The 16,070-nt window shown below is 58.4% G+C and carries 12 protein-coding genes and 1 pseudogene; 7 read left to right on the plus strand and 6 right to left on the minus strand.

What is annotated here, in order from left to right; genetic code table 11:
- The first annotated feature begins 84 nt into the window (after positions 1–84).
- Complete coding sequence (locus ASD05_RS30230) at positions 85–297, plus strand: hypothetical protein (RefSeq protein ID WP_157610224.1); 213 nt, start codon at positions 85–87, stop codon at positions 295–297.
- Here the strand turns inward: ASD05_RS30230 and ASD05_RS30830 are convergent.
- The 4 genes and pseudogenes from ASD05_RS30830 to ASD05_RS22580 all read right to left on the minus strand — a co-directional run bounded on the left by ASD05_RS30830 (position 270) and on the right by ASD05_RS22580 (position 3,619).
- Positions 270–767 carry a hypothetical protein gene (locus ASD05_RS30830; RefSeq protein ID WP_235508064.1) on the minus strand — a complete coding sequence of 166 codons (498 nt, stop codon included), beginning with the start codon at positions 765–767 and terminating at the stop codon, positions 270–272. The genes ASD05_RS30230 and ASD05_RS30830 overlap by 28 nt on opposite strands.
- Positions 768–1,025: 258 nt before the next feature.
- A pseudogene (locus ASD05_RS31090) lies at positions 1,026–1,463 on the minus strand (TniQ family protein); the annotation flags it as partial.
- Entirely contained in the window at positions 1,460–1,831 is a 372-nt protein-coding gene (locus ASD05_RS29670; protein WP_082572248.1) for a hypothetical protein, read from the minus strand. The gene ASD05_RS29670 and the pseudogene ASD05_RS31090, both read right to left, overlap by 4 nt.
- A gap of 42 nt (positions 1,832–1,873) precedes the next feature.
- Entirely contained in the window at positions 1,874–3,619 is a 1,746-nt protein-coding gene (locus tag ASD05_RS22580) for a TnsD family Tn7-like transposition protein (protein WP_162248903.1), read from the minus strand.
- Positions 3,620–3,791: 172 nt separating this feature from the next.
- Between ASD05_RS22580 and ASD05_RS22585 the strand changes: the two genes are divergently transcribed.
- The 3 genes from ASD05_RS22585 to ASD05_RS22595 all read left to right on the plus strand — a co-directional run bounded on the left by ASD05_RS22585 (position 3,792) and on the right by ASD05_RS22595 (position 8,238).
- Positions 3,792–4,751, plus strand: coding sequence for a hypothetical protein (locus ASD05_RS22585; RefSeq protein WP_056597297.1), 960 nt, complete (start codon positions 3,792–3,794; stop codon positions 4,749–4,751).
- A 416-nt stretch (positions 4,752–5,167) separates the two neighbouring features.
- Positions 5,168–6,448, plus strand: a complete 1,281-nt coding sequence (locus ASD05_RS22590; protein WP_056597299.1) for a dsDNA nuclease domain-containing protein — start codon at positions 5,168–5,170, stop codon at positions 6,446–6,448.
- A complete protein-coding gene (locus ASD05_RS22595) occupies positions 6,445–8,238 on the plus strand; it encodes an ATP-binding protein (RefSeq protein WP_056597302.1) in 1,794 nt (597 codons plus the stop codon). Before ASD05_RS22590 ends, ASD05_RS22595 begins: the two co-directional genes overlap by 4 nt.
- 99 nt (positions 8,239–8,337) lie before the next feature.
- Here ASD05_RS22595 and ASD05_RS30235 read toward each other — a convergent pair whose 3' ends face one another.
- Positions 8,338–10,665: a YecA family protein gene (locus ASD05_RS30235; protein ID WP_157610226.1), complete on the minus strand. Its 2,328-nt coding sequence runs from the start codon at positions 10,663–10,665 to the stop codon at positions 8,338–8,340.
- Positions 10,666–10,927: 262 nt separating this feature from the next.
- Between ASD05_RS30235 and ASD05_RS30240 the strand changes: the two genes are divergently transcribed.
- The 3 genes from ASD05_RS30240 (at position 10,928) to ASD05_RS22610 (ending at position 14,181) form a co-directional block, all read left to right on the plus strand.
- Complete coding sequence (locus ASD05_RS30240; RefSeq protein ID WP_157610228.1) at positions 10,928–11,053, plus strand: YHYH domain-containing protein; 126 nt, start codon at positions 10,928–10,930, stop codon at positions 11,051–11,053.
- Positions 11,054–11,274: 221 nt separating this feature from the next.
- Positions 11,275–13,734: a DUF4238 domain-containing protein gene (locus ASD05_RS22605; RefSeq protein ID WP_157610230.1), complete on the plus strand. Its 2,460-nt coding sequence runs from the start codon at positions 11,275–11,277 to the stop codon at positions 13,732–13,734.
- 6 nt (positions 13,735–13,740) lie between these two features.
- Positions 13,741–14,181 carry a GNAT family N-acetyltransferase gene (locus tag ASD05_RS22610; protein WP_056597308.1) on the plus strand — a complete coding sequence of 147 codons (441 nt, stop codon included), beginning with the start codon at positions 13,741–13,743 and terminating at the stop codon, positions 14,179–14,181.
- Between the two features lie 61 nt (positions 14,182–14,242).
- On the opposite strand, the gene ASD05_RS22615 is transcribed toward ASD05_RS22610, so the two are convergent.
- Positions 14,243–15,751: a hypothetical protein gene (locus tag ASD05_RS22615; protein WP_056597311.1), complete on the minus strand. Its 1,509-nt coding sequence runs from the start codon at positions 15,749–15,751 to the stop codon at positions 14,243–14,245.
- Positions 15,752–16,070: the final 319 nt, after the last annotated feature.

Genomic DNA, 16,070 nt, shown 5'->3' on the forward strand with positions numbered 1-16,070 from the left:
CGATCGGACAGCAATCGGCTCAGGGCTGGTATCTTTGGTGTCGACCATCTCTTTCACACCGAGACGCTTTTACAGGAGATCTTGATGCCGGATGAACTTGTATCTTCTCAACCGCCATCTGCAGAACTGGGCGACTGGCTGAAGGCGGCAGCCATGCACTTTGACCGCATGGAAACGGATGAGAATTACCGCAATGAGGTGAAGCGGCGCACCTATGGGCTCGATACCTTCCCACCGCTCGCCACCGAAAAAAACATCGCGGTGGACATTCAGACGGACGTACGCGCAGACAAATGATCGCGCTCACTCGTTTCACGCTCAAGGCGAGAATCCCCTTCCGTCAGACATTGAACAAGCATTCGGCCGACCGAATCCCCTCCCCAGCCGACCGAGCATGCCGCCGAATTTAGCGGCGAGCCGCCCAGTACCAGCTTCACAGCCAAGCGCAGTCGCTCAGGGCGATTTTCGACGCATTCTTTCCTGCGCGCCGCTGCGTAGCGCCCGACCCGCGCGGCTTCAGCATTGAGCAAGGGAACAAGGGATCTGTAGGTCGGAAGCCTTCTTTGCAGATCATTGAACGCTTCGTCGACAGACTCGTACAGCAAGGCAAAAGCCAGCGCATAGCCATGGCGCCATGACCCACTCCGCAGCCGCACCAAGGTGTCATCGAGCGACCGCAGATAAGCGCCCGACGCCTTGCTCGATAGTTCTTTCCAGAAGAGCTGTTGCCAGGGGCCAGAGATGCGCTCCACGGCCATGTCGCTCAATCTCGCTCCTGTTGCCTGCTCCTCGACAACGAGGCCGCGTGCGTATGCGCGCGGCAGGAGGGAGCGAAGAACCTGGAAGCTGGCAAGTGGCCTGGGACGATGCAAGAGTTCGGAACACATTTCCGCGTACCGCCGCAGGATAGGGTTTTCTTTTGCATCAGCGAGCACTGCATCGGAGGCTGGCCGGGCTTTCTCCTGCAGCTCGTGCGGCAGGGCTTGCCATGTATCCGCTCCGATCGTACGAAAGAGTGGACATTCGTGCTTCTGGCACCAGACCAACTCGTCGATCTGATGAGATCTGCGCCAGTATGAGAATCCCCAGAAGCGGAGATCCTCGTCCGCGCACATGGGGCACAGGGCTCGAACGTGGGCTCTGGTGCTTGTGCCACGGTTTCTCAACTCCCAGCTTACGTAGCTGTCATCACACCAATCTGAATTGACGGTCCCAACCACCGCACCGTGGTAAGGCACAAGTGTGTGAGCCTGAATCAACGCCGCCACGGGTATCCCAGCCACTGAGCTGATGGCGGCGGCGACATCGTTCTGGGTGTTGCACTCCCCGGCCAGTTGACGGCGAGCACGCCTCGTGAACGAGAGTTCGGATCCCGATGCGGCGGGCACAGCGTTCAAGCGAAGAACGCGTCCCCAGTAACCTCGCGCGTCTTCGTCCGGCATCAGACAAGGTGCGTGAATCATGCAGTGCCCCTGGAGGTTGCTCGCCGCAGGTTGCCTTCGGACGCAGTGACGCGCAGAGCGCCCAAGCTACGGATGACGAGAGTCAGTGCCTTGGCGTGCTCGGGAGTGCCGTCCCAGATCGCGTTGAGCGCTTCGGTCAGCTCCGCTGGAGGAGTGGATGCTGATGCGCTTTCGCGAACCGAAAATACATATTTGCATACCTCGTCAAACAGACGAGATCGCCGCTTCGCATTGCCCGCCAACACTCGACTGACCTGCGATTGGCTTGCGTTCAACGCGTCTGCAATTTCCACCTGGGTCAAGCCAATCTCGCGTGCACGAGATGCGGCGAGCAGGGCTTCGGCGCGGAGAGCAGAGGGTATCGGCATGCATAATATTATGCATATTTGCATGCCATTCGGATAGAGATTTCAGATGAGGCGCCGGACTTCTGCTCGGCGGTGCCGACGAGTCACAGACTCGATCGCCGCTCGCGTGAGTGGCAATCGGTCAAGCGCACCGAGCTTCGCCTTCAACTCCGGTATTGCTTGATACAGTCGCCAGAGCTCGACATGGTCACGCCGCATCCGATCTGCGATCGCAGCTGCCACACGGAGAACTTCGGCGGACAGGGCGGTGTCGCGCGAATCCCAGTCGACCTTGCTGTCGGCTCCCCGTGTGCGCGGCAATCGGACCTGTCGGGAATGCTCCAGGAGCCAATCTCGGTCGTTTCGGTAAAGCCAGGCGTATGCGGCAGGCTGCTTCGCACGCAGCGCCGTGAGGCCGATTTCCGGCGCGCGCGCGATCTGCGCCGACCAGTTGGACCTGGCTTGCTTCTGATATTTCCTGAAACGGGCCGCCTGCCAGATGTCCCGGAGGCCGACCTCCGACCGGAGTAACCGGGTGACGGTCTGGACCGAGATGCCGTGCCGATGGGCCGCGATCTCCTTGTCCGCTCCCTTGCGCAGATCGGTAATGACAGCGGACAGCTTGTCCGGCCTCAGCGTCTTCGGCCGCCGGACGACGGATATCCCGGCCTTCGCCGCCCAGGCGATTGCGGTGTTCACGTCCACGCCAACTTCTGCCGCGGCGGCTGAAGCGGACCGCCCCGAATTAATGAGCGCTAGAACGGTCGCGTGTCTGGGGTCAGGCTCCTCGGGCCGCGCCGACATGGGGTGTTCTCTCTTGGGGATCGACGAGCCAATCTCCACGTACCGTTGCCAGAACGTCTCCCATTCCGGAAACAGCCAGTAGATCAACGACAGATGCCGTAGTGGATGGGTGTTTCCTCGCGGATGGAAGAGCCACCGCTCAATCTGCCCCATCGCATGGTGCTCCGTCACCGGCAAGCCGGCCAGTTCGGGAACCACGCGCAATGCCGCGACTGCATCGCAGTACGCCTTTGCCCACTCACGACGCTTGGCTGGCTTTCCGGGCGTCGGTGCGCAGCCGTCCTGGAGCTTTGATCTATAGGTCCTGCTCAAAGTGACGGAGGACAAGTGGGTTCCCACAGGCAGTGCGACCCAGTTCGCCACCAACGAGGCGAGCTTGCCGAGCATGGAGATCACCTCGGCTGATATTTCGCCTTCGATGGAATCGCGAAGCCGCTCGTGGTGCGGTAGGGTCCAGCCGAACCTCTCGACGCCAGTCGATTTGATGGTCGCTTCCTTAAGCGCCTGGTGATGCGTCGAGCAGAGCCAGACACCGGGAAACTGATGCGCCCTGTGCCAATAAGGCGTCCCAAACGCTGCAGCATCGTTTGCCATGCAAGCTGCACACGCCTTGAGGGGGTGGTGACCTCGGAATCGGCTCGTCAGAATCCCGAGCCTGAATTTCAGCATTCCGTGAGGCTCGTCAGTCAGCGATGACAGTGCTTGCTGCGCCTCTGTCGGCGTTCTGAGTGGCAGGTAGAACGGGAGAATCGTTCTCTGCAGGACGATGTCTTCTGCCTTCAACGAGGCATCCCCCGTGCGATTCACGAACTGACTTAAGCGCGAGGGGAAATCATGTTGGCAACCCTGCCTTCGGTCGCCGAACAGAGCAAGTGCTGTATGTGCCGCTAGGTGGTTCCCTGTCAGCAGGTGGTATCGACTTGCGAGACTGAAGAACGTTTCGTCCGGCAGCCAGGCCGGGAGAAATGCAACGCCACCGAGATCGAGAACGGGTGAGGTTTTCATCGCACTCATTTCGGTATACAGCCCTTCGAGCAGCCTCCCCTGAGGGCTGGCCCGCTGACGCGTTGACTATGTAAAGGCGTTGAACGGTTCCACACAGGGCGCGATCCCACCGGCTCTGTTCCCCGCTGCCTAGAATTCAGGCACGATCACACTCCGCCAAAAGAACGCCTCAATGAGAAAACCGCGGCTCCCCATCCGTCAAAAGATAAGGAAGAGTGGACCTTTTGATCTGTCCGCACTTCGCGGCGAGACGCCTGGATTTGCACACCTTGTCGCGAACGCAATCGAGCAACTCAAAGAACTTCCGGATCTTTCGGATGCCAAGAGCGTCGCCATCATGACCGACTTTGGTGGCGAACACCCCGGCGCGCGCTTCAACACCTATGGATTCCTCATCTTAGCCTTTGACAAGGTCAAACCCTTCGAGCTGGCAGTGCAAGAACTTCGACGGAAGCACAAGATCCTCGAGCCGTTTAGCGAGTTCAGGTACAAGAGGCTCGCGTCGGGGCCGCGCAGTCGGGCATTGCCGGATTTTCTTCGTGCGGTCGATGGCCTGATCCACGGCGCAGTCGTCACCATTGCTGTAGAGAAGCAGATCGAATCTTTGTTCGGCGGTGCCGCCCGTATCGAAGAGACGCTTTCGGGCATGGGCTTAGGTCGCTGGAAAAAGGGCGCAGGTGAAAAAGTTTTGCGCGTGTGCCACTCGCTCGCAATCTTCATTTCGTTGCTCACCAGGACAGATCAGCCCCTCTTCTGGTACTGCGATAACGATGCGATCAACGAGACTAGTCTTGGGCGCGGCTTCCCTGACACACAAAAAATATTGGGTGGCGCGCTCGGAATGTACTCAGAGGAAAGGTCGGCAGTGATGGGATTTGGGAAATCGTTCGAGCGAAAGTCGTACCTCGACGACTTGCTGAGCGTTCCGGACTTTGCTGCCGGGGTCGTGCAAGACCTCCTGGCCGGACACGAAACTGGGGGAAACATAGCTGGCGGCGACGAAAAAACCCAGGTCATCAAGTGGATGGCAGCAGAGAGCGAATTCCTCTCGAAGATCACCATACAGATCATGCGTCGCACCGACGGAGAATTTGTCAGTGGGAAGGTGGATTTCTATCCAGTGGCGGAATAGCGGTCCCACCAGGGTTGGAACTCACTCATCCGTTCTCGCATTTGTCTCGCAAGCTCACGCTACATTGTCACGAGCAGAGCCGTCCTGAAGTTAATCTCAAGATCAGATTAGCCCACGCTACTCCCCGCGTTTTTTCCTTCGTCGCCGCCGTCTTCGAGATAAGCTCGGAAGACCCGAAACATTCAGGACAGCACTTGCCAGCCGTTGGTTGGCGGACCATCCATATCGGACAGCGAACGGCCCCCCACCGCCGTTGTCGTCCGCCGCACGCTTATAGACGCATGCAAGCGCCTGAGCAATGTGAGGAGGCTTTCCAATGCAGCGCCGCCCACTGCGGTTGCGCTGCAGCGCAAGTCAAGCTTCATGCAAAGGTTCGGAAGCGGCGACTGAGTTACAACCTGTTATATGCTTCGCGCATGACCAACGCGCGCGCAGACACGGAGCCGAGCCTGAACGATGTGCTTTCGCTGTTCAAGGACTACAGCGGGGACGAAACGGGCGGTATCCATGCTGTACGCGGATTCAGCTTCCAGATCTGGCTCGCAGTGCTGGAGGTGCTGAAGGCCCACGCGACGGGCGAGGACTACGCCGTGGTGCTTGAGTGGCAGCAAGACATCGCGGTGCTGAATTCGTCGAGTCAGCCCAGCAACGTCCGATTTATCCAGGTCAAGAAGAACGAGTCCTCGCACCGCTGGACGTTGCATGGCCTATTGGCCGCCACGGCCGCAGAGGAAACTTTGGTCAAGGACACGGCGGTCACGAACAAGACGATCAGCGGCAGCGCGTTACCTACAGCGGTGAAGACGAAGGTAAAGAAGGCCGTGCCCTCCACGCTGGCCAAGCTCTACTTCCACCGTCGGCGCTTCAGCGCACTCGCTCAACCCGCGTCGCTGGTGTTCGCCTCGAACGCGCCGTTCTACGTCGGTATCGGCGACGACGACAAAGACGAGACCGTCGATGAAGTCGAACTCGACGAGCTCACGCCCGAAGCCGTGACCAAGGTCGAGAGTGCCTTGCGCAAACAGCTCGAGATTCCAACGGACGAAGTGGTCAACTTGGAAGACTTCATCCTGCGAATCACCAACTGCCCGCCCGATGAAGGACACAAGTTCGTCATCGGCGAACTCGTGGAGCTCTGCCAAAACGACAAAATGGGCCTCGAGGTGAAGGCGCCGTTTGTAGCTGTGTGCTTGGTCGCTTCGTATGTTAAACAGCGAGCTGGAAAAGGCTCCTATTCAAAGGACTTTGCCAAGCTACTCAGCCGCGCGGTCACACGAACGGACGTCACTCATTATTTCGCGGCCGCGAACGACGCGCATGTCCGGCCCCAAGCGCTAGTTGAGCAAATCATCGCGCGTTTGAACGCCGAACTGGCCGACTTCGAGATGGTCAAGACGATGCAGTTGGCGACGAGCTCCGCATGCGCCGAAGTAACCAACCGCGCGGGCGTCGTCTGGCCATCGGCTGAGGCGCTGGTACAACTTGCTGCGAGTACCGACAACTACAAGGCACGCGGTCACATCAAGGACCGCCTGCCAGCTTGGCTGGCAGACTTTCGAGCGTTGAACATTCAAGACGCACGGCTGTTCAACGATGGCTTTCTATATTGTTTGATGGCGATGATTCTCAATGATGCACAACCACTCCGACACCTTTCAGCTTCTGCGACTGGTCCGCAACCTGAGGCTGAAGAATGAACCGACCCGTAGTGTTCAACGCGCTCTGGATACTGTCCGAAAAAGACGCGAGCGCCCGATATCTGACGTTCAACGCGGGGAAGAATCTCCTCGCGGGAGGTAACGACACCGGCAAGTCGCGAGTCCTAAAACACCTTGTCTGGGCGCTCGGCTGCGAGCCGGCCCGACGTGCCACGGGCGACTTCGATTCGAACGTGGTGGCTTCGGTGGACGTTTCTATCGGGAATCGAGCACTGACGTTCGTACGGCAGAACCGCCGTCGTGCGGCCTTCGATGACCTCGGCCTGCTGCTTTTCGCCACGGAGTCGGCATCGGCGTGGGCCCAGTTCTTCGCGGAGACGTTCGACTTCCCGCTCAAGCTGCAGCGCCATGAGGAAGGTAAGTTCGACTTCGCCGGACCGAGCTACGCCCTGCTACCGTTCTACGTCGACCAAGACAACGGCTGGGGGACGAAGTGGGCGACCTTCACGGATCTAACTCAGTTCGCGAATTGGCAGACCTCGGTGTTCAACTCGTTCACCGGCCTAAAGCCCGCAGCCTACGTCCGCAGCCAGTTGCAGCGAGACGAAGCGGCACATCGACTGAAGATAGCCAAGGCTGAGTCCAAGCTTCAAGACTCATCGTATCAACGGGTGGTCGCCATGCTGCCGTCGGAGACGACGGCCATCGACGAGACGCAGTTCGCCCACGAACTACGAGCGCTTTCCGAGCAAGCCCAGACGCTTCGCGAGGAACAAGACAAGGTTCGGACGGGCCTGGTAGCTCTGGCTCAGGAGCGCCAGCAGAGGATCGGCGAGCTGAACCTTGCGCTGGCCTCGGAACGGGAACTGGTGGAAGACCAAGCGTTCCTGGCAGGCTACAAGGATGATGCACCGCTCGTGTGCCCGACATGCTCGCATGTCCACACCACGACGTTCTATGCGCGCCAAGCACTGGCGCAGGACACTCAAGACATCCACGAGGTCGTGATTCGCCTGCAGGCCGATTCAGAAAAGCTACGCGCCAAGGAATTGGCGATGCAGTCGGACCTGGATTCCGTCGCCGCCCGGCTTCGAACGCTAAATGATTCGCTCAACGTCAATCGGGAAGGCCGGTCGGTTGCGGACGTCGTCGTCGCTAAGAGCTTGTCCACACTCAAGCAAGCTTACGACCAGACCCGTCATGACCTGGCAGCAGAGATCGACACACTGGCCGCGCGCAAGCAAGAACTCAACGACGAGCTTGCGGCGCTAACGGACAAGGGACGCGAGAAGCGCATCAAAGAGTTTTTCTCTGAGAAGCTGGTTTCCATCGCTGACCAGCTGGACATCAACAAGGCCGAAATCTCGTCGAAGGTCAAACTCAGCTCGCGGTCACCAAGCGCGAGCGGGAGCAATGCACCGCGCGCCGTGCTCGCGATGCACCTGACGCTGCTGTCATCCCATCACGAGTTCGGCGAAGGCCCGACATTTCCGTTGATCGTGGACACGCCCCAGCAGTCGGGTCAAGACCCGAAGAGCCTGGGTCGCATGCTTAGCGCCATCCTCGGGGACACCACGAATGGCCAGACGATGGTCGCTACTGAATCGATACCTGAGGGCTGGCAGCCGCCACCTGGATGCAAGGTGCTGAACTTCGAGGACAAGCGCCGCTTGCTGCAAGAAGACCAGTTCCGCGATGGTGTGCATGCGCTGAGCTACATGGTCACGACCATGCGAGAAGCCATCTTGACGGCCGGCTCACGCAACGAAGAGGACACCGAGGGCACCGTTGCGCCCCCCGATGAGATCGACGAAGAAGACGAGGACTAGTGCCTCCGGCTCGCGAACCAAGTTGCGATTCTGCGCGTTTCCGCGGCGGCTCATCTGCGAAGGGCGGCGAAGCAGCGGAATCAGCCGGCCGATCATCATTCAACGACCGTGGCATTTCTTGAACTTCGTTCCACTACCGCACCAACAGGGCTCGTTGCGACCCGGCTTGTGCGGTGGATGTTCGGCCATCGCCGGCGATGCAGCTGGATTGATAGCTCTTCGGCTGAGCGCCGCCGCGTCCGCGTGGACAGCCGCTGATGCCTCTAGGGTGCGCTGGATCCAATGGGGAGCTGCCCGCGAGTAGTGTCCTCGCGCATCAACCCCAACGATTATCAGCAGCACCCGCTCGACGTCGACGGATTCGGCAACCGCTTGCGCCTTCAGCTTGGCTGTCTCGATCTCTGCCGCGTCACCGTCGCGGTGTATCCAGAACAGTAGTCCGACCTCACCAAGGCGGAGGGCGAAATAGCGGCGCGGTTGCCGACGAAGGCTTTTTCGCAAGGGCTCCAGTGCCCCCGCCACATCGATGCGTCCCTCCAAGCCCAAGTCGCGTAGGAGGCTGTCGGCCTCAATCCAGCCGGGAGCGCGGGTATGCGCCAAGGACGCCAACACACTTTGCAGTTCCTCAGGGAATGCTTGGGCGGGCGGAGCCGTTTGCACCCAATCACGCTGACTGAAGTAGCCGTCAACCACTGAACTCATTCCATCGGCGACGACCAAGTCTGCCTCTGTCGCCTCCGGCGGAAGCAGTGCGTCACAAAATCTGTTTTTGGTGATGTAGGCCCCGAGGTGATCAAACTCGTCGAACAGGAATAGCTTCTTGATACCCGCTGCCTCCTGGCGAATGCGTAGGTAATGGATCAGCGCTCCGGTGCCTGGGAGGAAACGATTGAGCACCAATAGCTCATCAATCGCCACTGAAATGAACGGATGCTTGCCCAGAATAGGAGTAACTTCTGGCAACTGCTTGCTGTTTGTGGAGAACGGCGAAAAGGATTCAACCGTTAACCCAATGGGAAGAATGAGCCAGTAGTCGGAAAGTCGGACCCGGATGACCTCTTCGTAGCGGCCATCGTTAAACGCGAACAACGGCACTTCGTCCGCTGACGCAAGGTAGTCGAGGAACCGCCGGCACTGATCGTAGGCCTTGACGATCAAATCGCGCATAGCTCTCGCGTGACGATCAAAATTAGAGGCTGGAGATGCGATCGTCGCCGCGGCACCCGACTTGGCTTCAACCAGTACGAGCACGCCATCGAGCAATATCAAGGTGTCGTTTTCAAACCAGTTGCCGTTGCGCCGATAGTAGACCTCGCGCAGGATCTTCGCACCCGCCAACTGCCCATTGAAGACGTTCGCAAACGCCGACTCGCTCCACTCCTTCTGCTTGTTCTTGAATTCATCCGCATATCCAAGATCGCGAATCAACAAGTTGTGCAGAATGCCGCGGTACGCCGCATCTCGGGCGAAACTTGGATCCGTGAGGTAGTGTTCGCCATCAAGTTTGATGAACGGCTTTTTGCGTGCAGGCAGCGTGCGAAACGGTGTGCCGGAATATGTCCCTGGCCCGAAGAACTCTGCTTCTTCGGCCACCTCGTACGATAGGTCGTCCAGCAGCGAAGTTGGAAGACGAGTGTGGCGACTGACGTTGCAGATGCCTCCTTGGAAGAGATCATCGAACGCGGCGCCAGCCGCCTTCGCTGGTTCTGTTCGCTCGGTCATCCATTGCGCCATTCCCTCCTTAACCGATTGGTCGCGCGATGCCACGTAGCGCTGTGCGTCCTCAATCGAGCGCATGAGAGCACGGGCGGCTTGGTCATGGCCTAGTCGCACTGCATCAGCGGATGCCTGGATTCCCGCCGCGATTTCCTGGGCCCCGATGCCGTAGGTACGCCGAAGGGCATCGTCGTGTGGATCGAGAGCGAAGATGAAGAACTCTTCCTCTAACATCTGGTAGCGATGCCCGCGCATCAAAACCCAAGTTGAGAGTGCATGAAAAAGCAACGTTTTGGTATTCGCCCCGAACTGAGCCTCCGAACTCCGCGCCGCGATCATCATGGCAATCATCAAGGACGAATTCTTCAGTTCCTCCGCTACTCGGATGATCTCGGCACAGACTGACTCATCCCATTTTGAGTCGATGGACGTTGGAGTGGTGGCGAAAACTGCGTGGACATATTCCAGCAAGAACTGGGCGGCGTCGAGGTTCTGCTTTGGCGAGGTATCAGGCTCAGGCACCTCCTCATCTAGACTCGCCCGGCCTTTGCCCAGGCCGAGTACGAGTGTTGCGTAAACGTAACCCAATAGCTCCTTGGGAGGCATAGACGCAATGAGATCACGCAGCTGTTGCGCCAAGACCTCCAGCGCACGCAGGGCTTGCAACGTCTGCGTCTCAGAGAATGGATTTTCGGCTGAGGTATCGTTCACGGAAGAACTCGCAAGAGTATGGGACGCAGAACCATACGGCTTCAGATTCCCCGATCACCGCTTGAGGCGAATGACGGCAACCAGTCTGAATCAGAAACTCGATTCAACGGCCCCGGCGATCAATCATCGTGAGATTCTGACGCACATTCGATGCTCGATGCCTCGCACTCATCCCATGTTCATGGTAGAGCGCTCGTAAACCCCTGCACGGCGACAGAAGCGGCGGTACACACTCCAGCGCTCATTAGAACGAGGAGACATCATGAAGAAGGTTGCATTATTGATCGCTGCGCTTTGCTTAAGCTGTGGAGCACTTGCGCACTCGGGAGGCACCGACAAGAACGGCTGTCATCGCGACCACAAAAATGGGGGCTCCCACTGCCACTAGCGAACCCCTGAGAACCCCAAGCATCTCATAGCAGGACTAGTCTATGTGCTCCGGCTTTGTCAGCTCGAAGCCGCCAGCGAAACCGCCCTTTCAGCTCAGCAGGTTCGCGCCACTGCCAGATAGCGCCTGCCGGACGTTCATAGCGCTCCTTCCCATTTTCTAGGCCTGATTCCGGGTAGGTACCCAAAGCAGACACGCGGGTTTGTGCCGTCGCAACAGACATGACTGCCTTTTCCCACGCTCAATATTGCAGGCATCATGGTTCATTCAGCGGCGAGCACCGGATGCCAGAGCAATTCACCCGAAACAATCATTACGTGCCGCAGTGGTATCAGCGAGGCTTCCTGGCCAAGGGATCACACAAGCTACATGTCTTGAACGTCACCCCGATGACGAGACCAGTTGGCGACGACAGGACGGTAATTGAGCCCGAGCTCGAATCCAATAGTCCCAAGCTGCTCTTCAAGGAAGTTGACCTGTACACGACGCGTTTCGGAGAGGATCTCAACGACGACATAGAGCGCCTGTTGTTCGGCAAGATTGATTTCGATGGCGCCCCCGCTGTCCGCGCATGGATCGCCAACGACGTCGTCGAGATACACAAGCGGTTTCACGACTTTTTCCGTTACATCGACGCGCAAAAGCTGCGCACACCGAAAGGTCTCGACTGGATCCTGAAGCGATACGGTGCTTTGTCCCAGACCAAGCTCATGGAGGAGATGCAGCGCCTTGGTGAGATGCACATCGCAATGTGGACGGAAGCTGTAAGGGAGATCGTCTCAGCTCGACTGTCCGGGGTGAAGTTCGTCGTCAGCGACCACCCGGTGACGATGTATCACCAACTGGTCCCGCCTGGCACTTCAGGCTATGAATATCCCAACGATCCCGGCATTGACTTGGTAGGATCACAAACCATCTTTGCTCTCGACGCCAACCACTGTCTGATACTCACCAATCTCGAGTATGTGGATTCACGCGGCGAAAGATTGTTGTCCCGGCGCACAAACGCGCGCTTCCGCAGCGGCTCACTTGCTCGCACCGACGCGTGCATTCGCGGTCGTGACTTGAACGATGCGGAGGTCCGAGCGATCAACTTCGCCATCAAATCCAGAGCCAGAAAGTACGTTGCAGCCAGCGATCCGGAATTTCTGTACCCGGAGCGGGAACACCTCTCCGGCTGGGAGGGTGTTGCACCGGTCCTGATGCCGAAGTCCCAAACGTGGCTCTTCGGCGGGGAAACGTTCATTGGCTACAAGGACGGGCGCACTGACTACCGCGATCCATTTGGTCGCACATCGAGCGCTCACAAATACCTCGCCAAGGAGTCTCCGAAGGAAATTTCATCTGATCTGCCTTGCGGTTGCGGGAGTGGGTTCGCCTTCTCGGCATGCTGTGACGGGCGGGCGGTTCACGAGCGTCCCTCGTGGACAACGCTGAGCATTCGCGAGCGCAACCTAGCGCTCTGCAGGGCGGTGCGCGGCATCCTCGAGGTTGACAAATCGACCGGATGGCTGGAGATACGAGAGCGTCTGAACAACGATCACGTCCGCCGCATCAACGAGGCTTTTGCAGCGCTGTGGCCACTAGATACGTCGCTCGCGGAGCTGCTGCCGTGGCCGCAACTCCGGCGCTCCCGCGCACTTCTGCTTGGCATGGTTGATCCACGCACAGTGCAAAGGACGCTCACGGGCATCCTCCCGTATTTCGATGAGGTCATTGCCGTTCATCCGTTCATCAATCCCAATGGTGTGCGTCCCGAATACAGCCCGATCACGTCGCCGGGGAAGTTCAAGGAGCAGACTCTCCGAAACTGCATCACGCTGCTCGTGCTCGAGCCAGACATTTGGGCGGGCAAGGTGCACCTCGTGCCTGATCCTTTAGATTTTGATCCCGGCTTCCGCAACGAGATCATGCAAATCATGGAGAGCAGGTGTGGTGACATGGAACTCGGACCCTTAGACTCGCAGCTCTCAAAAGCTCTGAGCCGGGACGAGATGCTGCGCGCCATACGACGGCTGCCGCCCAAGGAACTCAAGGAGTACATGCGCCGGCGGTCCGAGGAGGCGGGGGATCTGCTGTCCGACACGCAACTCGACCAGGTGGTTGTCACCATGAAGCGTGATTTGGAGAACGACGACCTCGCAACCCTCGACCCCCTGTCTGGCAGCAAGGAGGGGGAGTTCAAAACGTTGAAGGGGCTCAGCAGGGAAACGGGACTTTATATGGCAGCCATGACCGGTTCCATCGTCTACACCGACTCGGACACCCAGTGGCGCCTACTACACGAGACCGATGGACTGCATGAGTATCAGCCGCTGCCGGAATTCACAGGGATAGCTAAGGAACTCTCTCAGTGCGAATTTTGGGTTCCGGGCGAGTCGATCGCGCACGACACGGATCCTCCTGGCGCCATGAAAGTGCGCGAGGCCATCCGGCAAGCATTTGTTGGAACAAGATCGAACGGCACAGTTGAGCTGCAGACGAGCGATCAGGACTCCGAGGCCAGCTCCCCTGCTGACGGCCATGAGGCCACCTTGTTGCCGCTTCGTGTAGATGTGTCGATTCCGCAAGGAGGATTCCAGCGTACCGATGTAACGCGGTTGCTGTTGCAATTTGGGAGGCAAACGGACGTGGCCGCCGCCCCAATGGGTTTGTTCCTGACCGCCAGATTGGAGAGGTAGTAGCAGATGCTTACCGACGTCAATGCCAACGAGATCGCCGCGCTTCTCAATTCGCGCAATCAGTTGATCGTTAAGTACAGCGCCGCAAAGGTGCTGGCCGCCGCTGAAGAGTACGTTTACCGAATGTCAGACGCTGAGAAGGTTATCGCCTGCGTCCAGGTCAAGAAGGTTCAGTGGTATCAAGCGGAAGTACTTCACCTGACCGTTGATGAGTCGGCTGCGCGCAAGGGACACGCGAAGGGGTTGCTTCGCTCAGCTGAAGACATGGCTATCAAGCAGGGGGCACGCCTTCTACAGTGCACAATCCGCGACGGCAACAAGGAAAGTGAAGGCTTGTTCTTGGGGGCGGGTTTCACAAAGGTTAGCGCATTTCACAACGTGCACAGCGGCAACACGGTCGGGGTCTTCCAGAAGGTCCTCGTGTCGCCGCCTAAGGAGCCCGCGTGATCGACTGCAAAGAGTCAGGAGCGCGGATCGATTTCTGAAAGACCGTTTGTAAGACCTCAGGTTAAGTCTCTTGTCGTCTGAACTTTTCTGGCAAGACCCGCAGTGGCACTATGTTTGCCCACTCGTCTTCAAAGAGATCTCGATGAACGGTTCGCCGATACACCTCCGGGAAGAGCTCCCGAGCGAAGGCTTGAAGCATCCACGTGAGGTGTTGCGGTGAGCGTTCGGCGAAGAACGCGCCAATGCCCACTTCAGCAATCGTCGGGCTCACGTCTTCGAAATCCTGGCATGAAGCGACGCTGTAGGGCATCGTTCGGAGCCAGTCGAGATCGAGCCTCGCCTCTGCCATCCTTGTCTCGACGCTTTCCTTTAGGAGGTCGGCTGAAGGTCCGAAGAGATACCAGTCCTCCAGTGTCACGACCACCGGGTAGACAGGTCGATTGTTGGGTTGCCACTGAGTGTGGCCCGCTAAGGCGTCAGCGATATTCTTGTAGAGCTGAACCACTGCTTTCGCCAGAAAGTCCACCTGTTGACCGATGATGGCTGGGTCAACCGCTGACTTGGCATCCTGAGTCATGCGCTTTGCCTTGCACTCGAGAAACAGGTTCGCCTGGTCGTCGGTGAGTATCCAGTCAGCCCCATGCTTTGTAGCTCGCCCTACTTTGTATTCGCGCTCTTCGAGAAGGTCGAAGCGTGGGCTTGGGAAGGTTGCGGCCAGCACTTCGCCCACGTACGCCTGAAAGGACGCACCGAAGGGGTTATTGAAGCCCTCGGCCGCTGAGATCTCGTAGTAAAGCCCTTGGCTCACCCTACTGAGGACGAAGGCCGGAACGGGGCAATGAAGGTGGTGAGGCGCTTTGGGGTTCAGGGACACCAGAGGCTTCGCTGCCAGCGGATTCCAGGTGTACATCCAGGTGTCGTCGTACCGTGCTGCCTTGTTGAATTCTTCTTGAAGAGCGACGAGTGGCTGAGACAGTTTTTCAAAGACGGTTTGCGACCGCGCGAGCTCAATGCCCACAGGTGAATAGTCTTGCCGATTTGATATGCCAAAGTGGGTGCGAAGGTGCCCAGCGATGGCGAAGCCGACGAGGAACCACTCGCGTGTTGTTACCCCAGTTTGCCTCGTCAACAGGGCTTCCACCGCGGGCGCTGAAAACACCTTGTAGTAGCGCATGAGGGCGTTGAATTCGCGATTGCGCTGCCAGGCGAACTGAAGCTGGCCGGTGGCACTCAAGCTGTTGTACGCGCTCTCAGGGGATATGTTGTCCTTCGCCATGTTGTTGTCCACACTCTTGAGCATGTTTGTAAGGCGTATGAGGCCCTGAATGGGCGACAGCCTGAGTGCGCCGGTGGGGGAGGCGTGAAGCACCAGTTCACGAGAGAGCACTGCAAGCTCCCATTTGAAGATCCGCTCTTTGATGGGCACGCGCCTTCGGCCGTCCCATATCCAGGCCATAGGAAAGGCGCCCTCGTACATTTGAAAGTAGAACCACAAGTCTTCTAGGGAGCCTTGCAGGTTGTACTGGCGGAGCAGATTGCGAAGCGGCTTGTAGCGAGTGAAGTTGTCCAAGAGTCGAGGTTCCTACGTTACGTTCAGGCCTTAAAGATAGATGCCATGACCAACGTCTCGCGTGATGCATCAGTCAAAGATGCACCGACCGCTGACTCATTGAGTCCGTTAGCGGCCGCTTTCGGTGATCGCCGACGTTACGCCAGTCAACGCTGGACGTCGCACATCAGTCTAGACTGGCCGTAGCTGATGGCCGACAGCGATGGTCGGCATACCTAAGACCTGGCAGCGGAGCACCAAGCCGCTAGCGCTCCCCCGACCGATGGGCATGTCTCAGACATTAATGCGCTGTCTCGGACTTTAATGCGCTGCCTCAGAC

Source organism: Variovorax sp. Root434 (assembly GCF_001426595.1).
Taxonomy (GTDB): Bacteria; Pseudomonadota; Gammaproteobacteria; order Burkholderiales; family Burkholderiaceae_C; genus Variovorax.